Below are 23,411 nucleotides of genomic sequence, written 5' to 3'. Positions count from 1 at the left end.
GAGGTGACACGATGAGTCCGCAAGATGCGCAGCTACTCCAGGATTTCCTGAACCAGCTCGTCCAGGCCCGCGGCCTGCCGAAGGATCCCGAGGCCGAGGCCATGATCGCGAAGGCCGTCTCCTACCAGCCCGACGCGGCCTACCTGCTGGTGCAGCGCGCCCTGCTCCAGCAGCAGGCGCTCGACAACGCCAAGGCCGAGATCGCGCGCCTGCAAAGCCAATTGCAGGGCGGCCGGCAGACGGGGGGCTTCCTCGATCCGAACGGCTGGGGCAACAGCGCAGGCCAGCGCCAGCCCGCACAGGCCTATGGGGGCCAGGTGCAGCAGCAGCCGTATCAGCAGCCGCCACAGCAACAGCACTATCACCAGCCCTCGATGTCGAGCCGCCTGGGCGGATTCTTCCGCGGCGGCGGTCTCGGGGGCATGGGCGGCAGGATGGGTGGCGGCATGGGCGGAGCGCTCGGGAACATCGCCTCGACCGCGGCGGGCGTGGCGGCCGGCGCTTTCCTGTTCCAGGGGTTGGGCAACCTGTTCGACCGGGACAACCACGACGGCAACGGCTTCCTCGGCGATAACGACAGTTTTACTTCGCTGACTTCGCCGGTCGACGAGGGCAACCTGAACGCGGGCGGCAATACCGACAGCCTGATCGGCGACAGCGGCGCCGGGGACAACAGCTCCATGCTCGACGACCTCGGCATGGACAGCGACAACTTCGCCGGCGATAACTACGACGGCGGGTCGGACGACAGCGGTTACAGCTGAACCACAGGGCGGGCCGGGGCAGGCGTGTTAACATGGCGTCCGCCCCACCCCACCTTTTTTGCAGAATCTATGACGCTTCACATTTCCCGGATCCTGCACGCCGGTTACGTCTTCGACTGCGAAGGCACGCGCATCGCCTTCGATACCATTTTCGAGAACCCGTTCAGCCGCAACTGCCACGCCTTCCCCCCGGTGCGTTTCGAACGCGAGCAGATCCGCCGGCTGCGGTTCGACGCCGTCTTCATCTCGCACTTCCACGACGACCACTGCTCGCTCGACAGCCTGGATCTGTTGGAGCGCACCACGCCGATCCACATCTACTGCCAATTCGACGAACTGTTCGCCATGGTGCGCGCGCTCGGCTTCGTCGACGTGCATCCCCTGACGATCGACCTGCCGGTGCGGATTGGCGCGATCACGGTCACGCCGCGCGTCGCCATGGATCCCGACGTCGATTCGATGTTCCAGGTCGAGGCCGCGGGCGTAAAAGTGCTGAACGTGGTCGATTCGTGGATCGATCCCGACACCCTTCCTGCACTAGCCGCACACGGCCCCTGGGACATGGTGCTCTGGCCCTTTCAGACCATGCGCGAGATCGAGGTGCTGTCGCCCTCGCGCGCCACACCGGCGCCGGCGCATCTGCCGGAGGAATGGATCGACCAGCTGCGGGCGTTGAAGCCGCGCTACGTCGTACCCAGTTCCTGCCAGTTCCTGCAGGAGGAATGGTCGTGGTACAACCGCAGCTTCTTCCCGGTCAGCTACCGCCAGTTCGCGCAGGAAGTCGAAGCGGCGCTGCCGGATGTGCGCGTGGTGCGCATGAACCCCTCGGTCTCGTTCCGGCTCGAACCCGGCGCGCTGGCGCCGGCCGCGCCGCTGGACTGGGTCGTACCTGTGGGCGAACAGGATGTCGACTACGCCTACAATCCGGACGCGCTACCACCGGCCACGGGCGAGATCGCACGCCGCTTCCCGGCCCTGAGCGACGCGCAGCGTGCGTTCGTGGAGGCCTGGTGCGACGGCGGCATGCTCGACAAATACCGCGGCATGGAATTGCCCGAGGACAGCTATTTCGAGACGCCGCGCCTGTGGCGCCTCTCGGTCTTCGATCACGAGGGCGTCGAGACGCGCCGGCACTACCGCGTGCAGGGCGACAGCATCGAAGCGGCCGCTTTCGATGCGGCGCCGCTGGCCTGGACGACCGAGATCCCGCTGGCCAAGCTGTATGCCGGACTGGCCCTGGGCGAATCGCTCACCTCGATGTACATGCGCATCAACGACACCCGCTTCGACGCCGCCATCGAAGCAGAGCTGGCGACGGCGGAGCTGGTCGACGACCCGCTGATCCGCTGCCTTTTCAACGACGCCTTCGGCGCCTACCAGGCCGCGCAACTGCGCCGGCTGAAAGACCTGGAATGACCATCACCATCCTGCCCTACCGCGCCACCCTCGAACAAGCCTGCGACTGGCTCGCGCAACAGACCGAATCGCCATGGAACCTGGCGCGCCTGATCGAGCACGGCGTCACGCCCTATGTCTGGCTCGACTACGATGCGGCCTACCCGGAAATCTTCGGCGACGCCAACGGTGGTTATGCCGCGCCGATCTTTTATGAAGGCGACACCGCGCGCCTGGCCGCCGGCAGCGACGACGTCCTGATCACGCGCACGAAGGACGCCTACAAGATCGTGACCGCGCTGCCTGCGCCGGGCTTCCGGCGCGAACTGCACGAACTGCGCTTCCTGAAAAAGGATCTGGAAAAGCTGGTGAAAGCGGTGAAGCGCGCGGCCCTGCCGCCGCCCGAGCCGAAAGCGGTAGCCGAGTCGACTGCCGGCATCTACAAAGAGGAAGCGCTCGTTGCCTTCGGCTCACTGGTGAAGATGGATCTGGACAAAGCGTTAACGGGAGGCGGCGGCATCTTCGGCGACGACGGCGCCCGCATCAAGGCCAGCACGAAAAAGGCGAAGTCGAAGATCGTCTGGAACCCTGTCGTGCTGGCGCTCGGCCTGCACGACGTCTACCGCGTACCCCTGCGCGGCCTGTCGCGCGCGTTTTCAGCCCACGATTTCCTCGACCCGTGGCGCGACGAATGGGAGCGCAGCCTCGCGCTCCTGGGCCACTAACGATTATCAAACCGTAGGGTGGGCACCCCGTGCCCACGCGGACGTTCGCACTGCGTTGCTACCGAACGCGCTAACGGCTCAATCAAACCACCCCGCAACGCCGCGGATCATTCGAATCGTGCGGACATCAACACCCCGACGCCTTCACCCGCTCCACCTCCAGCCCGAACAGCGGCCGCAGGCGCGTCCCCAGCACGTTCCCGATGAACGCAAACACCAGCCACAGCCACCCATGCAGGCTGCCCGACACGATGCCGCTGAAATAGGCGCCGATATTGCAGCCATACGCCAAGCGCGCCCCATACCCGAGCAGCAGGCCGCCGACGACGGCCGCAATCAACGACCGCAGCGGCAGGCGCCAGACCGGCGCATAGCGCCCGGCCAGCGCAGCCGCCAGCATCGCACCGAGCACGATGCCGATGTCCATCACCGTCGTCACGTCCTGCGACAGCGGCGCGGCCAGCGCGGCGGCATTCGCCTTGGTCGACCAGTAAGTCCAGCTGGCGACGTCGATGCCAATCGCGGACGCCGCCTTGGCGCCCCACAGGGCGAAGGCCGAGGTCACGCCCCAGGGCCGGCCGGCAAGCGCCAGCGTCGCGAAGTTCAGCAGCACCAGCGCCAGCGCACCGGCCACCAGCGGCCACGGGCCGTACACCCAGGGCGAACGATCGGCATGGCGCATGACCGGATCGACCAGGCGGCCGTGACGGCGCTTCTCGACGACGACCGTGATGGCGGCGATCGCCGCGAACACGGCCCAGTTCAGCGCCAGCGCCGGCGTCAGGCCCAGGGTCTTGACCAGCGAGATCGGCGCCAGCTGAGGCAGCGAAGTCCAGAACGGCATGTGGGCAGTGGCGATCAACGAGCCGACGATGAAGAAGAACAGCGTTACAAGCATGCGCGTGCTGCCGCCGCCGACCGTGTACAGCGTGCCCGAGGCGCAGCCGCCACCCAACTGCATGCCGATGCCGAAAATGAACGCACCGACGATCACCGACGTGCCGGCCGGCGAGACCAGCCCGCTCACCGGGTTGCCGAACAGGGTGCCGCTGGCGAGCGCCGGGAAGAACAGCGCCACGCCGACGGCCAGCATCAGCATCTGCGCGCGCAGGCCGGCGCCGCGCCCATCGGCGATGAAGACGCGCCAGGCGGAGGTGAAGCCGAAGGCGGCGTGGTACAGCGACAGGCCGAGCAGCGCGCCGACGACGAACAGGAGCGCCTGTTTGGGGCCGACGTTCGTCGTCAGGAACCAGGCCCCGAGGGCGATCAGGAACAGGGACACGGCGAACGGCTTCGGATTGATGGCGGCGCCGGGACGCAGGGTCGGGGAAGCGGGAGTGGACATGGCGGGAAAGGCGGTTGACGGCGAAGCCCGCCATTCTCGCGCATTTCGGCGGGGCTTGCAGGAGACGGCGAGGTTCGGGGCGACGGTGGATGGACTGCACACGCGGCGCGAGCGAAGACGGTATGCCTCGGCGACGCGGGTTCCATACCTCGCCAAAATGTCTGGTATCACGAGAAAAAATTAGCGCGCGATGCTGCACTGCAGCATAATTCGGCTGTCTCCTCTATTTTGGCATGCAAGATAGCTTCCGCCCGCTACACTGCTAGCGGGATTTTTTGTCCAGAACACCAGCGTCTGCACCACCCACCGCGAGCGCTGCCTCCCGAACGAATCGGCGCATCCCGGCCCTGCAGCACCATCCGTCTCGCGTCATCTCGAACCGATCATGAAGAAATCAATCGCGCTATTCTGCTTCGCGCTGTCCACCGCCCCCGCCTCGGCAGCGCAACCCGCCGAGGACAGCACCGCATTCTGCACCCAGCTCGCTTCCGACATCGCTGCCCGCAGTGCGCTCTTTTCGACCGTCGTCCACACGACGCCGGGACTGGCGGACATTGGTCCGTCGGCACCGGCGGACATGCGCCAACGCGCGCACGACAAGGAAGTCGCACTGCACGACATCGCCAAGGAAATCTGGTCGCTGCGCACGCGGATGGCTTACCTGGACTGCGCCCAGGCCAGGACGTTCACCTACTAAGAGCACCTGACAACGCTGCCATGGCTGCGTTGCCGGCCTTGCCCTGACAGTGTCGTCAGGCGCTTCAAGCCTGGCGTGCTGCAGGTTCAGACCGCAAAGCCTTCGCGCTCGCGTGTATACACGCCGACCGACTTCCCGTACAAGGGCATGTCCGTTTCATAGGCCATGCCAAGGCGCATGGCAACGCGGCGCGACGAGACATTGTCCGTATCGATGAGCGCGCGCACTTTCGGTTCGCGCCGGGTCTCGAAGGCATGGCGCAAGACTGCCGCCGCCGCTTCGTTCGCGAATCCCCGGCCCCAGAAGGCGCGGTAGGTATTCCAGCCGAGTTCCATCATGGTGGCGTCCTCGCGAAAGAACGCACCGATATGCCCGATGAGCCGGCCGGTTTCCTTCTCTTCGAGCGCCCACCATCCGGCGCCATGGATGAGCCATAAGCCTGCTTGCGACGAGAAGATCCGCCATGCGCCCTCGCGGTCGACCGTACCCAGGTGGGCGGCGCTGACCGGGTCGGCGAGATGCGCTGCGAACGCCGCGAAGTCTTCGCGCCGATATTCACGGAGCACGAGACGATCCGTGTAAAGGTAGGGAACAGTTGCCTTGAATTCGCTTTGCATGCGCTCGATTCCAATGTGGTCGATTCCAAGTGCTCGATTCCATGTGCTGCTGGATAAGCACCTGTTGCCGGCGATGAGTGCGGTGCGCGTCCGGAGCGCCTCAGTTGTGGATGTACTTCGTGAACACGTCACTGAAATCGCGCTTGGTATGCGTCTCCAGCATCGCCTTGTTCAACGCGCCCAGGAGCTCCTCGAACTGGCTCACCAGGCCGCCCGCGCCGGGCGCGATATTCAATTTGTGTACCGAGGCCGTCGCATCGAGCGTGCGAAGCGCGTTATCGCGTCCCACCGCGTCGCGGTGCTGCTGCTTGCCGATCGTGATCAGGGCTTTATAAATGTCCTTGAGCTGCTCGATGAAAGTCTTCTTGACGTCGATCGAGAAAGCCGTGGTGTCCATCCGGAATTTGAGCTCGATGTCCATGTCCAACGTGCCGGCCGTTTCGATGCTCACGCCGGAGACCTGGTGCGCGGCATAGTCGTAGCGCTTGATGGTGCGCTTCGAGGACACGGCCGAATCGCCGTCGACGTGGATCAGCGCCAGGTTGGTGAAGCAGTATTCGTCCTTCTTGCTCTTGATGAGGAAGAAGATCTGCTCACCGTCTTCGCTGAACAGATAATCGTCCGCATCGACCTTGTTGTAATCGGCCGGCCCGATGATGACGCCGATATCGCTGATGCCCAGTGCTTCCGCCGCCAGTTTCTTGAACATGATCGTCCTCGTATGATGAAAAAAGCCACATTACCACTATTTAACTGCAGCAAGTAACTCTTCAGTGCCCTTACTCGCGCCGATCGGTGTCGTCGGCAAGGTCTTCCTCGAGTTCCTTTTCGAAGCGCTTGCGGTCGCGCGCATTGGTGACCAGCACCCAGACCAGGACGGCAAGCGCCAGGATGGCGAAGAGCACGACGACGCCACTCATGATGAGGCCGCCTCGAAGGCCGACTTCGCCGCCAGGAAGCGGCGCAGCGCCGTTTCCGGGTCGAGCCCGGCCATCACCAGGTTGACGACTTCCCGCTTGTCGCCCGAGGTAATGTTCTTGCAGGCCTCGCGGTGGGCGCAAAAATAGGCATACCAGGACACTTCGGCCGGGCGCTCCTTGCGCGGCTTGAAGCGCGCCGGCACCGCCGCGCGTGCGCCGCGCACGTAGTCAGGCAACGCCGCCAGCGCGGGCGTCCAGTCGAAGGCGGCGACCGCTCCGCGCGCCGCTTCCCAGTCGCCGGCAAACGCCGGCGCCGGACGCATGGTCGCCGGATGCACGGCCAGGCAGGCCAGATCCGGATAGCCGCCCTCGAGGCAGAACGCGCTCACGAACCGCAGCTTGGCGGCGATCCCGAGTACCTCGGCGCGCGCCATTGCCGCGTCGTGCGGATCGAGGAAGCGTCCGAGTTCGAGCAGCTCGGCATACCCGATCGGCGCGGCGCCGTTCTTGCGCACGTGATGCACCAGCGCCTCGGCCAGGCGCGCGCCGATCTCGATGTCGTTCAGCGTGAGCTGACCCGCCGGGTCGAAGGGTTCGGCCATCAGAACCACGCGTCCTGCATGTCGAGCGTGGTCGTGTCGACCGTTTCCAGCAGGTCGAGCTGCTGGGCCGCCTTCGGCAGTTCCCAGTTGAAGAAGTAGCGGCAGGCCTGCAGCTTGCCGCGATAGAAGTCATCCGCACCCTTTTGCGCCACCATTGCCTGCTCCAGCCACATCCAGGCGATCACCGCGTGGCCCACCGCCTCCAGATACAGGCTGGCGTTGGCCAGGGTCTTGTTCATGTCGCCGGCGCCGTACAGCGTCGCCGTCACCTTGCCGATGCGCCCCCAGAGCGCCTCCAGCTGGCCGGCATAGGCGCCCAGGCCGGCGTCGTCGAGCGCGCGCGCACGGGCGATGCTGGCCGCGACCTCCTCGCCCACCGCCTTGAACAGGGCGCCGCCCTGGATCGCCACCTTGCGGCCCAGGAGGTCGAGGCCGTGGATGCCGTGCGTGCCTTCGTGGATCGGGTTCAGGCGGTTGTCGCGGTAGAACTGCTCGACATTGTATTCGCGCGTGTAGCCGTAGCCGCCGTGCACCTGGATTGCCAGGCTGTTGGCCTCGGTGCACCACTGCGACGGCCAGGACTTGGCGATCGGCGTGAGGAAATCGAGCAGCATGCCGGCGCGGGTCTGTGCCTCGGGCGATTCACCCGTGCGCTGCTCGTCGACCAGGCGCGCGCAGTACAGGATCAGCGCCAGCGCGCCTTCCGTGTAGGCCTTCTGGGCCAGCAGCATGCGGCGCACATCGGTGTGCTCGATGATCGCGACCTGCGGCTTGGCCGGATCCTTCTCGGCCGGATGGCGCCCCTGAGGGCGGTTGCGCGCATAGTCGAGCGCGTGCAGGTAGCCGGTCACGCCGAGCACGGTGGCGCCCAGGCCGACGCCGATGCGCGCCTCGTTCATCATGTGGAACATGTTGGCCAGGCCCTTGTGCGGCTCGCCCACCAGGTAGCCGATGGCGCCGGCGCGGCCGCCCGGCTTGAACTTGCCCTCGCCAAAATTGAGCAGGCAGTTGGTGGTGCCGCGGTTGCCCATCTTGTGATTCAGGCCCGCCAGCGCGATGTCGTTGCGCTCGCCGAGCGAGCCGTCCTCGTTGACCAGGTACTTCGGCACGATGAACAGCGAGATGCCCTTCACGCCGGGGATCAGCTTGCCGTCCGGGCCGGGGATCTTGGCCAGCACCAGGTGCACGATGTTCTCGGCCAGTTCGTGTTCGCCGGCCGAGATCCACATCTTGTTGCCAGTGAGGCGATACTGGCGCTCGCCCTCGGGGCCGTCGACGGCGTCAAGCTCGGCGCGGGTCGTGATGTCGGACAGGCTGGAGCCGGCCTGCGGCTCGGACAGGCACATGGTGCCGAAAAAACGTCCGGCCAGCTGCGGCCGCACGAAGCGTTCGACCTGGCGCGGCGTCGCCGTCTTGAGCAGCGTGTTGGCGTTGCCCATCGTGAGGAAGGTGTAGGCGGAGGTCGCCACGTTCGCGGCCGTGAAGTACGCCGCGATGGCGCGGTCAACGACGTACGGCAGCTGCATGCCCTCGTAGTCGTAGTCCTGGCCTGCCGCCATGAAGCCGGCCGCGCAGAAAGCGTCGAGCGCCGTCTTGACTTCCGGGATCATGGCGACGCGCTCGCCGTCGAAGTGCGGCTCGTTGGCGTCGCTCTTCTTGTTATGCGGCGCGAACAGGTCGGTCGCGATCTGCTCGGCCGTGTCCACGGCCGCGCTGAAGGTCTCGCGGCTATGGTCGGCGTAGCGCGCGCGGCGCGTCAGGGACTCGACGTCGAGCCATTCGTAGAGCAGAAAATCGATGTCGCGGCGGTTCAGGATGGTGGATTGCATGGCGTCCCCTCGTTGTTATCGTTTGGTCTACTGCAAGGATAACCGATCCGCGGATTCTCGCGAAGCCGCCGCCTTGGGGCCAGCCCGGCGCGCGCCGTGCCATCCGGGTTTGCGATCTAGGCTATAGTATTTGACACCCGAACACGCTCGCGTTTTGCCGCCGAGCGTCGATCACAAATTCTAAAGGTTGAAACCATGACCCCACCGACCGCGCCCGCAGCCAATTCCGCCCTCCCCCTCGACATGACCATCTTCGGCGGCATGGGCGACCTGGCCATGCGCAAACTCCTGCCGGCGCTGTACATGGCTTACCTGCACGGCAACCTGCCGCCCTCGACCCGCATCCTTTCCACCGGCCGCCAGCAGCTCGACCGCGACGCCTACCTGGCCCATGTGGAAGCGCATTCGCGCGGCTTCATCGCCGCCGCGAACTTCAACGACAAGACCTGGGACGGCTTCCTGCAGCTGCTCGAATACGTCATGCTCGACGTGCAGGCGGCGCCCGACTTTTCCAGCCTGGCCGCGGCCTCGCGCCCGGGCGCCGAGCGCGTGTTCTACCTGTCGACCGCGCCCGCGCTGTTCACCACCATCTGCGACAAGCTCGCTGGCTCCGGCCTGGTCGACGCCAACGCGCGCGTGGTGCTGGAAAAGCCGCTGGGCACCGACCTCGCCTCGGCGATCGAGATCAACGAAGCCGTCGGCAAGCACTTCGCCGAATCGCAGATCTACCGCATCGACCATTACCTCGGCAAGGAGACCGTGCAGAACCTGATGGTGCTGCGCTTCGGGAATTCGATCCTGGAGCCGATCTGGCGCGCGCCGAACATCTCGAGCGTGCAGATCACGGTGGCCGAGGAAGTCGGCGTGGGCAGCCGCGCCGGCTTCTACGACGGCACCGGCGCCATGCGCGACATGGTGCAGAACCACCTGCTGCAACTGCTGTGCATCGTGGCGATGGAGCCGCCGACCTCGCTCGCGCCCGACGCCGTGCGCGACGAAAAACTGAAGGTGCTGCGTTCGCTGCGGCGCCTTGGCCTGGCCGACATCGCGCGCGACACCGTGCGCGGCCAGTACGGCCATGGCGTCAGCGGCAACCAGGAAGTGCCGGGCTACCTGGAGGAGAAGAACGTCCCGCCCGACACCAGCACCGAGACCTTCGTCGCCCTGCGCGCCCACATCGACACCTGGCGCTGGTCGAAGGTGCCCTTCTATCTGCGTACCGGCAAGCGCATGGCGCGCCGCTCTTCGAAGATCGTCATCGAATTCGCCAACCCGCCCTTCCCGCTGTTCCCGGGCGCGCCCGGCGGCGTCGCCAACCGGCTGGTGATCGAGCTGCAGCCGGAAGAGGCGATCAAGCTGCAGATCATGGCCAAGGAGCCGGGCAGCGGTATGCAGATGCAGCAGGTCGCGTTGAACCTCGACCTGCAGTCGGCCTTCCAGCAGCGCCGCGCCGAAGCCTACGAGCGGCTCCTGATCGACGTCGTGCGCGGCCGCCTGACCCACTTCATGCGCCGCGACGAACTCGAAGCGGCATGGTCTTGGGCCGATCCGATCATCGACGGCTGGGCCACCCTGGGCGAGAAGCCGCATGCGTATGCGGCCGGTTCCTGGGGGCCGCCGGAAGCCTTTGCGCTGCTCGCGCGCGACGGCTTCAGCTGGGTCGAATAAGTCCCTGATCACCGCAAGGCGTGGCGCCGTCCGCGGCCACGCCGCTCGCACTCTTCCCTTCCCGCACGCGCCCGCGCGGTGCCCGCCCGCTCCCGCTCCGCACCGGGAGCGGGCTCACTATTCCCTAACCGCACCGTTTTTGCACCGCGCCGGGACGCTTTGCGAAATATTAATTAATTTCTTGCGTTAAATATAATTTCGGCAATATTATCGATCCAGCGTTGTTGCATTGTTTGCATCGAACGAGGGACATACTCCTTGCGAACTGGCAGCGCCCGCATGAGACGCACGAAGCCATCGGATCCAGAACCCATCGTAAAGGATATTGCATGAGCAAGAAAGCCTCGACCCCGCCGTCCGGCGGGTTGCAACAGATGCGTACTTCCCCCGGCAAGCCCCGCACCCTCGCGCTCTGCATGGCGCTCGCCCTGTGCGGCGCCGTGCCGCTGGCGCAGGCGGCCGCCGTCCACGCGCCGGTGACGAACCAGCGCGCCGCAGCCCACTGGCAGGATGTCGCCTTGCCGGCCGACGCCGCCGGCGCACCGACGGCGAAAGCGGCGACGGCCGCCACCGCGGGCGCCGCGGCGCGCACGCCGGCCCTCAAGCTGCGCCGTGCGCGCGGCGCCGTGCTCGACCTGGCCGGCATGCAGTCGCTCACGGCGGGCGCCCCGGCCGAACGCAGCAGCCGCGCCATGGCCAGTCCGCTGACGGTCGACCTGCCGCACCCGGACGGCGGCTACCAGCGCTTTACGCTGGTCGAGTCCTCGATCATGGAACCAGGGCTGGCGGCCAAGCATCCCGGCATCAAGACCTATAAGGGCCGCGGCATCGACGATCCGGCTGCGACCCTGCGCATGGACATCACGCCGCTCGGCCTGCATGCCTCGGTGCGCTCGCCGAACGGCGGCTGGTATGTCGACCCCTACTACCAGCACGACACCAGCGTCTACGCCAGCTACAGCCGCGCCGACCTGATCAACCAGCACGGCCCGCTGGTGGAACGCGCGGCGCCCGACGCGCAACTGAGCCTGTCGCGCTCCTTCTACAAGCAGGGCGACGCGGTCGAAGTGCGCGGCGCGGGCTTCGCACCCGGCGCCAGCGTCAGCCTGTCCGTGCGCGGCGCGGACGACACGCCCGCGCTCCACACGGCCAGCGCCACGGCCGACAAGAACGGTGCGATCGCCGTCATGCTGCCGGCAGGCGCCAGCCGCACCGGCGCCTTCGAGGTGAGCGCCAGCGCGAACGGGCAAACGAGCGCCGCGCCCTTCCAGGTGGTCGACGCCGCCATGGCCGCGAACGCGATGGCCGGCGGCCAACTGCGCACCTACCGCCTGGCCCTGGTGACCGATCCGAGCTACGCGAACTATTTCGGCGGCGGCGCCAACGTCACCGCGGCCAAGGTCACGCTGATCAACCGCGTCACCCAGATCTACGAGGACGAGACCGCGATCCGCCTGGTGCTGATCGACGCCACCGATGCCCTCAATCTCGACACCGACGCCCAGATGACCGGCGCGAACGGCCCCTGCGGCGCGGCCGCCTGCTACACCCCGGCCCAGGCCTCGACCTGCGGCAGCAGCCTGCTGTCGCGCAACCGCATCGTCGCCGGCCTGCTGGCGGGCGCCAGCAACTTCGACGTCGGCCACATCGCCCTCGGCCTCGATGGCGGCGGCATCGCCAGCCTCGGCGTCGTCGGCGGCAATGCGAAAGCGCAGGGCTGCACCGGCCTGCCCTACCCGACCGGCGACTTCTTCGCGGTCGACTACGTGGCGCACGAGCTGGGCCACCAGTTCTCGGGCAACCATACCTTCAACGGCGTCACCGCCAACTGCGCCGGCACCAACCGCAGCGCGGCCAATTCGGTGGAGATCGGCAGTGGTTCGTCGATCATGGCCTACGCCGGCATCTGCAGCACCGACAACCTGCAGACGCACAGCGATCCGTACTGGTCGCAGCGCAGCTTCGACGAAATCGTCGCCCATACCTCCGCCGCGGAGACCATCGTCAACGAAGTGCAGGTGGCCGCGCTCACCGGCTTCAATACCGATGGCCGCCAGTTCCAGCTCGCCTGGAACGGCGCCCTGTCGGCGCCGATCGTGCGCGGCACGAACTACACCGCGCTGGGGGTGAAGGCGGCGATCGAAGGCATGGCCGGCTGGCCGGCCGGCGCGATCGCGACCGTCTCGGCGCTCAGCGACGCCGCCTTCACGGTGACCTTCGGCGGCGCGCTGGCGGGCACGAACGTCGCCCAGCTGACGCTCGAGAACTGCAGCGGCTGCAGCGGCTATGTCGGCGAGATCGCCGTCGGCGGCCCCACCACGCGCCGCGGCGCCGTCTCGGCCATGGAGAACAATGCGCCAAGCGTCACTGCACCGGCCGGCTACACCATCCCGGTGCGCACGCCCTTTGCCCTGACCGGCAGCGCGCTCGATCCCGACGAGGACCCGCTCACCTATATGTGGGAGCAGAACGACCGCGGCGGCGCCGCCGGCACGGGCCTGGTCAACAACACCAAGCTCAATGGCCCGCTGTTCCGCCAGTTCGGCACCCGCGCGGTCGTCGTCGGCCTTGACACGCTGGAATACAACTCGCCCGGCGAAAACCACACGACGGCCGATCCGACCCGGGTCTTCCCCGACATGGCGCAGATCCTGGCGAACAACACCAATGCGCGCAGCGGCGCTTGCCCGGCCGCGAGCACGCCGCCGACGCCCGCGCAGATCGAGTGCTTCTCGGAGTTCCTGCCGACCGCCGCCTACGTCGGCCTGGTCAACGTGAATGCCGCGCCGGCCGCGCTGAACTTCAAGCTCACTGCGCGCGACGGCCGCGGCGGCGTCAACAGCGCCACCACGAAACTGGTGCTGGCGCCATTGGCCGGCCCCTTCCTCGTGACCGCGCTGAACACGCCGGCGACGCTCGACACCGGCTCCACCCAGAACGTGACCTGGAGCGTGGCCAACACGGACGTGGCGCCGGTCGATACCGCCAACGTGAAGATCAGCCTCTCGGCCGACGGCGGCAAGACCTGGCCGTACGTGCTGGCCGAGTCGGTGCCGAACAACGGCAGCGCAAGCGTCAAGCTGCCGGCGGTCGTCACCCAGGCCGCGCGCATCAAGGTGGAGGCGGTCGGCAACGTGTTCTTCGACGTGTCCGACGCCGACTTCGCGATCCGTCTCGGCGGCGACGCCAACGGCGACGGCATCGTCGACTGCGCCGACCTGGCGCTGGTGAAAGCCTCGCTCGGCAAACGCAGCGGCCAGGCCGGCTTCGATGCACGAGCCGATCTCAACGGCGACGGCATCGTCGACCTGCGCGATGTGAGTTATGTGAACCAGCGTCTGCCGAAGGGCACGAGCTGCGCATGAACGGTGTGCCGGCCGGGGACGAACCGGCCGGCACGCATGAACGAATTTCAGACAAACACATGTTTATCAAGGACAAACAAATGTCGAAGTGGAAAAATGTAATCGCCGCCGCCCTGCTCGCCGCCAGTTCCCAGGCCTGGGCCGTGCCGACCCTGTCGACCGAAGTAACGCCGAACCCGGCCACCGTCGGTTCGAGCGTCGATGTCGACGTGCGCATCGCCGATGTGACCGACCTGTACGGCTACCAGTTCACGCTGAACTACGATGCCAGCGTGCTGCGCGCGATCGGCTACGGTGAAGGCGCCTTCCTCGGCACGGCCGGCACGACCGACAGCTTCGGCGGTTTCGTCGATAACGGCGCGGGCACGATCTCCTTCGTCTACGGCTCGCTGGTGGGCGCGATTCCGGGCGCGAGCGGCAGCGGCAGCCTGGCGCAGTTCCGCTTCGAAGCCCTGCGCGCCGGCAGTTCGACGCTGAGTTTCTCGGATCTGCTCTTCCTCGACAGCAGCCTGCGCGACATCGCCGTCACGCTCGATGCGCCGGCCGAAGTCGGCGTCGTTCCGGAGCCTGCCAGCCTGGCCCTGTTCGGCATCGGCCTGGCCGGCGCCGCGGCCCTGCGCCGCCGCCGTCCGTCCGCTCAGGCCTGAAATCCGCGCCCCGCAGCGCCGGGGCGTTTTCCAGGCCGGCGTTACGCGCTCGTCACATGCACGTCACATGCGCGTCGCGCCGCGGCGTCCACCCCAGGCGCGCTTCGATCAGGCGCCGATAAGGTGTGTCGATGTGGGCCGGCGTGCGCCGCACGTATTCTTCGGCGGCGGCGCGGCGTTCGGGGTCGAGCCCGTCAAGACGGGCCACGACTTCCGTGGCCGAGGCGACCCGCCCGTTTTTCCCGCCGAACTTGGCGGGGAGCGCCGTCCATACGGCCGCATCGATACCGCGCCCGCGCAGCCAGTCCTTGATACGGGCATCCTCGACAGCGCCGTCGCGCGCCGGAATGCTGCCGATCCAGTCCGGCCGTGCCGCCGTAATCTTCTCGCGCGCACCCAGCATCGCGCGCGCCGCATCGAGGTCGCCCGTCGCCAGATAAGCCCAGTAGGTCGGCATCAACTTCGCCTCGTCGCACAGCACCAGCGCCACTTCGGCGCTGTCGTCGCTGTCGCGCGCGAATTCGAGCGGCAGGCGCGGGCCGCCGGGATGCCAGCCGGAAGCCAGGCGCAGGGGGTGGGGTTTCCACAGGAGCGAACCCCAGGCGATGCAGACGATGTTCATGGTAGGCCGATCAAATAAGGAGGTGTCCAGTCTAGTCCGCCTGAGGGAAACGGCGAGCACGGCTTTACAAGGTATGCCTCCTCCCGTGGCCTGCCGCATCGCCCTCAGGCCAGCGAGCGCGCGATCCACCTCCTGATCCAGGCCTTGCGTGTCGTTTCCGTGTCGCAGGTGCTTCCCTCGACAACGGTCAATCGTAGTAAGGACATTTCTTGCGTCTGCACGGAGATCAATTTCCAATGGGAAATACACTCGCCAGCCAACACCCCACTCCGACTCGAAAGGAAGGCAAACGATGTCACCCTCAAGGAAACTAATCATTCCCGGCATCGCAATGCTCCTGGTGGATCGCCTTCATACCTGATCCTCGGCGCCAGGTATGCCGCCTGTTGTATCTTGCGATCCCGCCCAGGCGGTGGCGCGGAAGTGAGGTGGGCACTTGTACCCACCTAAAATAACGCGCCACCGCCAAGGTTCCCTCCTCCGTACAGACACGCTATCATGGCGGGTTCCGCAGCCGTTCCCCAGCAAAGGTAGTCACAGTGTTTGACGTTCTCTCGCTCGACATGGGCGCCGCCATGAAGACCCTCGTGCTCACGCTCGACCTGGTCGGCACCTTCGTCTTCGCCCTCAGCGGCGCTACCGCCGGCGCCCGCCGCCGCCTCGACATCTTCGGGGTGCTGGTGCTGTCCTTCGTCGCCGCCAACTCGGGCGGTATCGTGCGCGACCTCCTGATCGGCGCCACGCCGCCGGCCGCGATCAGCGACTGGCGCTACCTCGCCGTCTCGATGCTGGCCGGCGTCGTCATCTTCTTCTGGTACCCCGTCATCAACCGCCTGCGCTCGCCCGTGCTGTTCTTCGACGCCGTCGGCCTGGCCCTGTTTTGCGTGGCCGGCGCCCAGAAGGCGCTGGTCTACGGCCTCGCGCCCGGCATGGCCGCCCTGCTCGGCATGTTGACCGGCATCGGCGGCGGCATCGCCCGCGACGTGCTGCTCTCGAACGTGCCGGCCGTGTTCAGGTCGGACATCTATGCCGTTGCCGCGCTGGCCGGCGCCGGCGTCGTCGTCCTCGGCGACGCCCTGCAGTTGCCGACCACGGCCACCGCGGTGGCCGGCGCGCTGCTGTGCTTCGGCCTGCGCATGGTCGCCGTCAAGTACGACTGGCATCTGCCGCGCGCGCGTATCCCGGAACACACGTCCGGTCAGCGCGAAGTCGACGAGCGCGACGACAATCGCTGATCCGGATTCAGGGAGAGGCGTGTAGCAGCGCCAATGGCATGGTGCGCGACCAGCGGTTCGACGACAGAGAAAAGCTCAGCGAACGCACCTGGTGGAACCAGCCGGCCGGCACGTACAGCATGTCGCCCGGCTGCACGACCAGTTCCACCAGCGCCGCCTGGCGCGCCAGCGGGAAGCGTTCGTAGTCCGGCGCTTCCGGATCGAAAGGAGAGCCGAACAGCAGCGCGTTCGCTTCGCGCGGATAGAGGAATGCGTCATGGTGCGGCGGGGCCAGGAAGATCCGCTTCGATCCCCAGATCTGCACGAACAGGTTGTCGTCGTAATCGGCATGCAGCGGCGTCACCGTGCCCGCCGGGCCGAGCCAGAAACGCGGCGGGCCGGGCTTGGTGAAATAGGCGGGCCAATGGCAGAAGCGGTTCAGTTCACGCAGTTCCAGATTGCCCAGGTAAGGCGGCAGGCCTGCCGCGCCGCTGTCGGCCAGCGCCAGGTACTCGCGCATCGACATGTCCCGCATCGCGCGGTCGGACGCAAAGGCCGTGTTGACGTAGTCGCCGACGCGGGCCCGCACCGGCAGCGCGCTGAAGCGTTCGCGCAGGGTCTGCGGAGTGAAGGAGGCCAGCGGCCAGCGGCTGGCCACGCCCGCCATCAGAAAGGGCATGCCTCCCGCGGCCCGCGCCAGGAAGCCGGACGCGTCGAGCCTGCCCAGGCGCGGGATCTGCGTGAACGGCGGCAGCCGCTGCGCGCCCCCCTTGATCGCCGCCCGCATGGCGTCGATCGAGGACACGCCGCGCATGTCGGCATCGCGCCGTTCGCGCGCCGCCTTGCGCGCCGCCGTTTCCTCCGGCGTCAGGCGCGGCGGCAGGCGCTGCAATTGCGCCTGGCCCGCCTGCACATCATCCTTTTCTACCATCTCACCACCCTGCGACACCTTCGATTCATCGTCCCGCCATTCGAGACAGGCGACAGGATAGCGTATCGCGCGGCGAACCGCGCAAGCGGCGGCGCTAGGACTGCGGTGTCCGGACGAGATCTCCGGCCTCGTAGACGACTTTTCCACCCACCACAGTCTGCACGACCTTGATGTTAGCGATCTCGTCTTCTGGAACAGTGATGACATTCCGGTCGAGGACAATCAGGTCGGCCAGCTTGCCCACTTCCAGCGACCCGGTCGACTTCTCCTGGCGCAGCGTGTAGGCCGCGTCGATCGTGGCCGCGCGCAGCACGGCGGCGCGCGGCATGCCGGGTTGCGACGTCAGCCTGCCGGCGAATTCGGGGCCGGCATCAGGCGCAGCGCGGCGGGTGACGGCGACCTTGAAGGCGAACGGCAGGTTCAGCGGATCGACCGGCCAGTCGCTGCCGTAGGCGACACGGGCGCCGGCGTTCAGCAGCACGGCCTGCGGTTCGACGCGGGCATGGCGCGCCGGGCCAAGATAGTCGCGCAGCGCGCCGACCGTGTCGGGCGCCGGCTTGGCCCACTGGAAGGACACGACCGGCGTCGTGCCGAGGCGGGCGAAGCGCGGGTAGTCGGCTGGGTCGACGATTTCGGCGTGCGCCAGCGCCGGCCGCATCTCGAACCCGGGGCGCCCGGCGCGCAGGCGTTCGATGGCGTCGAGCGAGGCGCGCACGGCGCGGTCGCCGTCGGCGTGGATGTGCGCATCGATGCGCGCGTTCGCCAGATCGGCCAGCGTGGCATCGAGCGCGGCCGGGGGAAAATAGTCCGCCGGCCCGCGATTGGCGCCGGGCCGCCAGTCCGGCCGCCCGGCCGTCCCCATGTCGGCCAGATAGGGTTCCAGCATGGCGCCGGTAAAGGCCGGGGCGGCGATCACGCCGTCCATGAAGAGTTTGGCGTGGCGCACCTGCATCGACGGCCGCACGCGCGTCGGCCCCTGGTCGAAGCGCTTCTTCTGCGCCAGCAGCGCGGCAACGGCGCTGCGCGGGGTGGCGCCCTTGTCGAGGTCGATCAGCGGCGCGAAGTGTGCGCGCGCGCTCAGCCTGCCCTGGCGCTGCAGCTTCCTGAAGGCCGTCATGGTCTCGACGTCCGTCCAGGCGTCGAGGAAGCTGGTAATGCCCTGCCGGCGCATCGCGTCCAGCGCGGCGGTGGACGCCGCCAGGTTTTCGGCCGCGGTCAGCGGCGGCAGCCGGCGCATGGCCAGTTCCTGGGCGGCGTCTTCGAGCAGGCCGGTGGCGTGGCCGTGGGCATCGCGTACGATTTTGCCGCCGGCCGGATCGGGCGTGCCGCGGGCGATGCCGGCCAGGGCGATGGCGCGCGCGTTGAGCAACACAGAGTGGCCGAAGGAAGAACGCACCAGGATCGGGCGCCTCGTGCGCAAACCCGCCAGCGTTGCCGCACTGGTGCTGACGCCGTCCGGCTGCATCCCCTGCTGGAACCAGTTAACCACCACCAGCGGGCGATCCGGCTCCTTCGCCGGCTCGCGATCCAGGCAGGCCTGGATGCGCGCCTGGAACTGCGGCACGCTCAGGCGCGCGTAGTCCAGGCTGCAGTCGAGCAGGCGGCTGCCGCCGGACTGCGGATGCATGTGGGCGTCGACCAGGCCAGGCATCAGCATGCGCCCCTGCAGGTCGATCACGCGCGTGCTTTTCCCTGCCAGGGCCAGCGCGCCGGCGTCGGCGCCGACGTGGACGATACGTCCCGCGCGGACGGCCAGCGCCTGGTGCACGCTGTCCTGCGCGTCGACCGTGTGGACATGGCCGTTGTGGTAAACCAGGTCGGCCGGCGGCGCCGCATGCGCCGGGATGGGCGCGGCGGCGAGTGCGAAGACGAGAACGGCGATGGGGTACATGGGTCTCCCGGTCGGCTGCGGTCGAGGAAGGCGAGGAACGCGCATGAACCACTTTACGCACACGCGGCTTGCTTCTACTATGCACGGCTTCACCGTCCCGCTCAAGAACCCATGATGTCCGCATACCTGCCATCCTTTTTCGCACGCCTGCGCGCCTGCCTGCTGCTGCCGCTTCTGTTATCCCTGCTGCTGCCCCTGCAAGCCGCCGCGGCCGACCCCAGCCACGGCGTCCACGGCATGGTGCTCTTCGGCGACCGCGATGGCCTGTACGCCGCGCACCTGCCGCTGTTCCGCGCGCCGCACGACAGCCAGATCGTGCTGAAGCTGCGCTTCGCCGACGCCGAACAGGAGCGCGCCATGCGCGCGCGCCTGGACGGCAAGACGGCCTTGTGGACGATCGAACCCGAACACTTCGCCTTGCGCCGCCTGGCGCCGGATGCGGCGGCGCCCCTGCGCGAGTTCAGGGCCAGCATCGTCGAGGGCCATTTCGAGCGCGGCGGCGCGGTGCGCCTGAAGGATGCAGCGCTCGTGGTCGAGCGCGTGGTGCTGCACCGCGGCCTGTCGGCGCAGCCGGCGGTGCGGGCAAGCGCACGCTACGAGCCGATGGGCCGCTTCCTGGTCAAGCTGGTCGACAGCCGCCCGGACTTCGACCATATCGTGCTGCTCGAACGCGCAGCAAGCGCGCCGATCGAGGTGCCGAAGCACGGCGTCGAGGCCAACCTGACGGAACTGGCGCGCCATGTCCCGCTCGTCGGCACCGTCTATTACGACACGGCCGACCTGCGCTGAGCCGCGCCGGATGGCCTCGCGGCCCGCGGAAAAACCATGAACAACTGTTCAATTTTTTCTTGCGAGCGCGATGTGCACATGCTAATTTTGCTCCGTGCTGTTGCGTCCGGCATACAGGCGCCAATGACCGCACCTCGCCGTTGTTCGTTGCTATAAAATAATTGATCACCCGGTGCGCGCCCTCATCGGCGCGCACGATCCTCGATGTGCCGGAGCAATGGGAGCCACAGTGTCGCGACACCTGCATGCGCTTGTTTTGCTTGCTCTGCTCCTGCTTGCGCTTCCCTGCTTCGCCGCGCGGGCCGCGCCGCCCTCGTCCCCCATCGTCATCACCTACGCCGAGCAGGCCGCGCGTATTGCGCGCGACACCAGCCTGTACCGGGCCGGCCGCGGCGTCGCCCTGCGCGAGGACGACCTGCTCGAATCCGGCAGCGGCGCGCTCCAGTTCGACGCCGGCGGCGCCAGCTTCGCGCTCGGCCCCGCCTCGCGCATTTTCATCGACAAGGGTGGCGAGATCGTGCTGCTCGAGGGCTGGCTCAAGCTGCGCGGCCTGCCGGCCCGGCCGCTCGCGGCCGCCACCGCCCACCTGCGGCTGGCCAGCAGCGGATCGACCGTCATCCTGCATGCCGGCGCCGCCGCCAGCGAGCTGTTCGCCGAAGCGGGCGAGGTCGTCGTGCACGAAACGGGGACGGGCAAGCGCAGGCCTGGCGCCAGCGTCCCGCACGAACACTTCGCCGTCCGCGCCGGCATCCTGCCGCTGCGCCTGGCCGAACGCGCCCCGCCCGACTTCCTCGCCGCCATGCCGCGCGGTTTTCGCGACGAACTGGTGCCGCTCGCTCTGAATGGCCCGGCGACCCAGCCGCGCCGTGAACGCGGCGCGCGCTTCGCCGAGCTGGCGCCCTGGGTGAACGGCCATCCGCTGCTGCGCCAGCGCCTCCAGGCCAGATTCGAACCACCTCCATCGCCGCGGCCGGCGCGCCCGGCGCCCGCGCTTCCCTCCACCATCCAGTGACAAGGCCAGGCCATGAGATTGTCGATCGCGGCAAAATTCAACATCGTCTTCCTGTCGATCTTCGCCGTCGGCTTCGGCGCCGCCAGCCTGGTGACGAACCACCTGCTGCAGCAGAACGCACGTGAAGAGACGCTGCAGAACGCGCGCCAGCTGATGCAGTCGGCGCTGGCCGCGCGCAGTTACACGGCGGCCCAGATCGCGCCGCTGCTGGAGACCCAGCTCAAGTACAAATTCCTGCCGCAGTCGGTGCCCTCCTTCGCCGCGACCGAGCAGCTCGGCCAGCTGCTCAAGCAGTATCCCGACTTCAGCTACAAGGAAGCCACGCTCAACCCGACCAACCTGCGCGACCGCGCCGCCGATTGGGAAGCGGATCTGATCAACACCCTGCGCGCCAAGCCGGCGCTAGCCGAACTGGTGGGCGAGCGCAGCACCTCGATCGGCCCGGCGCTGTACGTGGCGCGGCCGCTGCAGATCAAGAACGAGGCCTGCCTGCGCTGCCACAGCGTCCCCGACGCGGCGCCCAAGACCATGCTCGACATCTACGGCCGCAACAACGGCTTCGGCTGGAAGCACATGGAGGTGGTCGGCGCCCAGGTGGTGTCGGTGCCGATGGAGGTGCCGCTGCGGCGCGCCAGCGCCATGCTGCACACCTACATGCTGTCGATGCTCGGCATCTTCGTGTTCCTGTTCATCGCGCTTAACCTGATGGTGCATTACTTCGTCACGCGCCGCATCACGCGCATGTCGCGCCTGGCCGACCAGGTAAGCCTGGGCCAGTTCAACGACGAGGAGTTCGAGGTGAAGGGCAACGACGAACTGGCGACGCTGGCGCGCTCGTTCGCACGGATGCGTTCGAGCCTGGCCTCGGCCATGAAGATGCTGGACGAGTGAAGGACGCGCCCGCATGATCGCGCAGCTCGGCAAATACCGGATCGACGGCATCCTCGGCAAGGGAGCGATGGGCATCGTCTACAAGGCCTTCGATCCGGGGATCGAGCGCGTCGTCGCCCTCAAGACGATCCGCAAGGAGCTGTTCAGCGAGGGCGAACAAGCGGAGCTCATCGGCCGCTTCAAGAATGAAGCGCAGGCCGCCGGGCGCCTCAGCCACCCCGGCATCGTCACCGTCTACGATTACGGCGAGGATTCCGACTCGGCCTATATCGCCATGGAATTCGTCGAGGGCACGGCGCTCGACACCCTGCTCGCGCCCGGCCGCCCGACGCCGCCGGCGCGCGTACTGGCCTGGATGGGCGACCTGCTGGCGGGGCTCGAGTACGCCCACGCGCGCGGCGTCGTCCACCGCGACATCAAGCCGGCCAACCTCCTGATCACGGCCGCCGGCGGGGTCAAGATCACCGACTTCGGCATCGCCCGCATCGAATCCTCGACGCTGACGCAGGCCGGCTCGATGATCGGCACGCCCAGCTACATGTCGCCCGAGCAGTTCCGCGGCGAGCCGGTGGACGGGCGCGCCGACGTCTTCTCGGCCGGGGTCGTGCTCTACCAGCTGCTCACCGGAGCACGCCCTTTCAGCGGCTCGGCCTCGATCGTGATGCAGCAGATCCTGAACGAAGAACCGGCGCCGCCGTCCGCGCTCCTGCCCACACTGGGCGCCGGCTTCGACGCGGTGCTGGGGCGCGCCCTGGCCAAGGCGCCGGAGGCGCGCTACCCGTCGGCGCGCGCCTTCCACGATGCGCTGCTGGCGGCCGCGCGTGCCAGTGGACGGGATGCCGGCGCCGACCCCGATGCCACGATGCTGGCCGACGACGACCGCACCGTGCTGGCACCCGTCGACGCCCCGCGCACGGCGGCGCCGGCCGCCGAGGCCACCGGCACCGGCACCATCGATACCCTCACTCCGTGGAAGCGGGAAGCCCTGCCCGAGGTCGAGGCGAGCCTGGCGCGCCAGATCGGCCCGATGGCCAGGTTCCTCTTGACGAAGGTGGCCGACAAGGCCGACGGCCTCGACGCCCTGGCCGAACTGCTGCTGCCGCATATTCCGTCCGATCTGGGGCGCATCCAGTTCCAGCAGTCCCTGGCCCAGATCGGCAAGAAGCTCGACGCCACGGGAACCGGCACTGGCGCCGGCGCCGTGCGCACGCCGACCCAGGCCGGCACGGCCACGACGACGCGCAGCCTCGCGTCCGCTGCGCCGGCCGCGGCCGCCGCGGTTTCGGAAGGTTTCGACGAGGCCTATGCCGCCGCCACCGGCGACAAGCTGGTGGCCATCATCGGCCCGATCGGGCGCGTGCTCGTCAAGCGCGCCATGAAGCAGACCGGCGACCGGCTGGCCTTCCTCCAGCTGCTCGCCAGCCACATCGACAACCCGGGCGAACGCAGCCGCTTCCTCCTCGAAGCCGGCGCCCGCTGAGGACAGG

Annotated in this window: 21 protein-coding genes; 12 read left to right on the top strand and 9 right to left on the bottom strand. The window is 67.7% G+C overall.

Going from position 1 to position 23,411, the window contains the following annotated elements:
• The first annotated feature begins 11 nt into the window (after positions 1 to 11).
• From ASF77_RS04590 to ASF77_RS04580, 3 genes are all read left to right on the top strand, one after another.
• Complete coding sequence (locus tag ASF77_RS04590; RefSeq protein WP_056335041.1) at positions 12 to 764, top strand: DUF2076 domain-containing protein; 753 nt, start codon at positions 12 to 14, stop codon at positions 762 to 764.
• Positions 765 to 833: 69 nt separating this feature from the next.
• On the top strand, positions 834 to 2,180 hold the full coding sequence (locus ASF77_RS04585; RefSeq protein WP_056335038.1) for an MBL fold metallo-hydrolase: 1,347 nt from the start codon (positions 834 to 836) through the stop codon (positions 2,178 to 2,180).
• The gene (locus tag ASF77_RS04580) at positions 2,177 to 2,884 is read left to right on the top strand and encodes a hypothetical protein (RefSeq protein WP_056335035.1); all 708 of its coding nucleotides are present in this window, start codon (positions 2,177 to 2,179) and stop codon (positions 2,882 to 2,884) included. The genes ASF77_RS04585 and ASF77_RS04580 overlap by 4 nt, the downstream gene beginning before the upstream one ends.
• A 127-nt stretch (positions 2,885 to 3,011) precedes the next feature.
• Here the strand turns inward: ASF77_RS04580 and ASF77_RS04575 are convergent, their stop codons facing one another.
• Positions 3,012 to 4,229 carry a YeeE/YedE family protein gene (locus ASF77_RS04575; RefSeq protein ID WP_056335033.1) on the bottom strand — a complete coding sequence of 406 codons (1,218 nt, stop codon included), beginning with the start codon at positions 4,227 to 4,229 and terminating at the stop codon, positions 3,012 to 3,014.
• 385 nt (positions 4,230 to 4,614) lie between these two features.
• Here ASF77_RS04575 and ASF77_RS04570 point away from each other — a divergent pair, with 385 nt between their 5' ends.
• Entirely contained in the window at positions 4,615 to 4,926 is a 312-nt protein-coding gene (locus ASF77_RS04570; RefSeq protein ID WP_056335028.1) for a hypothetical protein, read from the top strand.
• Positions 4,927 to 5,012: 86 nt separating this feature from the next.
• On the opposite strand, the gene ASF77_RS04565 is transcribed toward ASF77_RS04570, so the two are convergent.
• The 5 genes from ASF77_RS04565 to ASF77_RS04550 all read right to left on the bottom strand — a co-directional run bounded on the left by ASF77_RS04565 (position 5,013) and on the right by ASF77_RS04550 (position 8,894).
• Positions 5,013 to 5,543, bottom strand: coding sequence for a GNAT family N-acetyltransferase (locus tag ASF77_RS04565; RefSeq protein ID WP_056335024.1), 531 nt, complete (start codon positions 5,541 to 5,543; stop codon positions 5,013 to 5,015).
• A 100-nt stretch (positions 5,544 to 5,643) separates the two neighbouring features.
• Positions 5,644 to 6,252, bottom strand: a complete 609-nt coding sequence (locus ASF77_RS04560; protein WP_056335021.1) for a PH domain-containing protein — start codon at positions 6,250 to 6,252, stop codon at positions 5,644 to 5,646.
• A 70-nt stretch (positions 6,253 to 6,322) separates the two neighbouring features.
• Positions 6,323 to 6,463: a hypothetical protein gene (locus ASF77_RS24025; RefSeq protein WP_156648724.1), complete on the bottom strand. Its 141-nt coding sequence runs from the start codon at positions 6,461 to 6,463 to the stop codon at positions 6,323 to 6,325.
• On the bottom strand, positions 6,460 to 7,065 hold the full coding sequence (locus tag ASF77_RS04555) for a hypothetical protein (RefSeq protein ID WP_056335018.1): 606 nt from the start codon (positions 7,063 to 7,065) through the stop codon (positions 6,460 to 6,462). The genes ASF77_RS24025 and ASF77_RS04555 overlap by 4 nt, the downstream gene beginning before the upstream one ends.
• A complete protein-coding gene (locus tag ASF77_RS04550; RefSeq protein WP_056335014.1) occupies positions 7,065 to 8,894 on the bottom strand; it encodes an acyl-CoA dehydrogenase in 1,830 nt (609 codons plus the stop codon). Before ASF77_RS04550 ends, ASF77_RS04555 begins: the two co-directional genes overlap by 1 nt.
• A 195-nt stretch (positions 8,895 to 9,089) precedes the next feature.
• Between ASF77_RS04550 and zwf the strand changes: the two genes are divergently transcribed.
• The 3 genes from zwf (at position 9,090) to ASF77_RS04535 (ending at position 14,574) form a co-directional block, all read left to right on the top strand.
• Positions 9,090 to 10,562: a glucose-6-phosphate dehydrogenase gene (gene zwf / locus ASF77_RS04545; protein WP_056335011.1), complete on the top strand. Its 1,473-nt coding sequence runs from the start codon at positions 9,090 to 9,092 to the stop codon at positions 10,560 to 10,562.
• A gap of 329 nt (positions 10,563 to 10,891) precedes the next feature.
• Positions 10,892 to 13,927, top strand: a complete 3,036-nt coding sequence (locus ASF77_RS04540; protein WP_229445233.1) for a M12 family metallo-peptidase — start codon at positions 10,892 to 10,894, stop codon at positions 13,925 to 13,927.
• Between the two features lie 80 nt (positions 13,928 to 14,007).
• Positions 14,008 to 14,574, top strand: a complete 567-nt coding sequence (locus tag ASF77_RS04535; RefSeq protein ID WP_082493606.1) for a cohesin domain-containing protein — start codon at positions 14,008 to 14,010, stop codon at positions 14,572 to 14,574.
• 52 nt (positions 14,575 to 14,626) lie between these two features.
• Here the strand turns inward: ASF77_RS04535 and ASF77_RS04530 are convergent, their stop codons facing one another.
• Positions 14,627 to 15,196: a hypothetical protein gene (locus ASF77_RS04530; RefSeq protein ID WP_056335005.1), complete on the bottom strand. Its 570-nt coding sequence runs from the start codon at positions 15,194 to 15,196 to the stop codon at positions 14,627 to 14,629.
• Positions 15,197 to 15,735: 539 nt separating this feature from the next.
• Between ASF77_RS04530 and ASF77_RS04525 the strand changes: the two genes are divergently transcribed.
• The gene (locus tag ASF77_RS04525; RefSeq protein ID WP_082493551.1) at positions 15,736 to 16,431 is read left to right on the top strand and encodes a trimeric intracellular cation channel family protein; all 696 of its coding nucleotides are present in this window, start codon (positions 15,736 to 15,738) and stop codon (positions 16,429 to 16,431) included.
• 7 nt (positions 16,432 to 16,438) lie between these two features.
• Here the strand turns inward: ASF77_RS04525 and ASF77_RS04520 are convergent, their stop codons facing one another.
• Both ASF77_RS04520 and ASF77_RS04515 read right to left on the bottom strand, forming a co-directional pair.
• Positions 16,439 to 17,341 carry a cupin-like domain-containing protein gene (locus ASF77_RS04520; RefSeq protein ID WP_056335003.1) on the bottom strand — a complete coding sequence of 301 codons (903 nt, stop codon included), beginning with the start codon at positions 17,339 to 17,341 and terminating at the stop codon, positions 16,439 to 16,441.
• A gap of 94 nt (positions 17,342 to 17,435) precedes the next feature.
• Positions 17,436 to 19,232 (bottom strand): amidohydrolase, encoded by a 1,797-nt coding sequence (locus tag ASF77_RS04515; RefSeq protein ID WP_056334999.1) that lies wholly within the window; start codon positions 19,230 to 19,232, stop codon positions 17,436 to 17,438.
• A gap of 114 nt (positions 19,233 to 19,346) precedes the next feature.
• Between ASF77_RS04515 and ASF77_RS04510 the strand changes: the two genes are divergently transcribed.
• The 4 genes from ASF77_RS04510 to ASF77_RS04495 all read left to right on the top strand — a co-directional run bounded on the left by ASF77_RS04510 (position 19,347) and on the right by ASF77_RS04495 (position 23,404).
• A complete protein-coding gene (locus tag ASF77_RS04510; RefSeq protein WP_229445232.1) occupies positions 19,347 to 20,021 on the top strand; it encodes a hypothetical protein in 675 nt (224 codons plus the stop codon).
• A gap of 256 nt (positions 20,022 to 20,277) precedes the next feature.
• On the top strand, positions 20,278 to 21,033 hold the full coding sequence (locus tag ASF77_RS04505; RefSeq protein ID WP_056334994.1) for a hypothetical protein: 756 nt from the start codon (positions 20,278 to 20,280) through the stop codon (positions 21,031 to 21,033).
• Between the two features lie 12 nt (positions 21,034 to 21,045).
• Complete coding sequence (locus tag ASF77_RS04500) at positions 21,046 to 21,924, top strand: DUF3365 domain-containing protein (RefSeq protein ID WP_056334991.1); 879 nt, start codon at positions 21,046 to 21,048, stop codon at positions 21,922 to 21,924.
• A 13-nt stretch (positions 21,925 to 21,937) separates the two neighbouring features.
• Positions 21,938 to 23,404, top strand: coding sequence for a serine/threonine-protein kinase (locus tag ASF77_RS04495; RefSeq protein ID WP_056334988.1), 1,467 nt, complete (start codon positions 21,938 to 21,940; stop codon positions 23,402 to 23,404).
• Positions 23,405 to 23,411: the final 7 nt, after the last annotated feature.

Source organism: Massilia sp. Leaf139 (assembly GCF_001424165.1).
Classification (GTDB): Bacteria; Pseudomonadota; Gammaproteobacteria; order Burkholderiales; family Burkholderiaceae_D; genus Telluria.
This window is presented reverse-complemented; position numbering and strand designations above follow the sequence as displayed.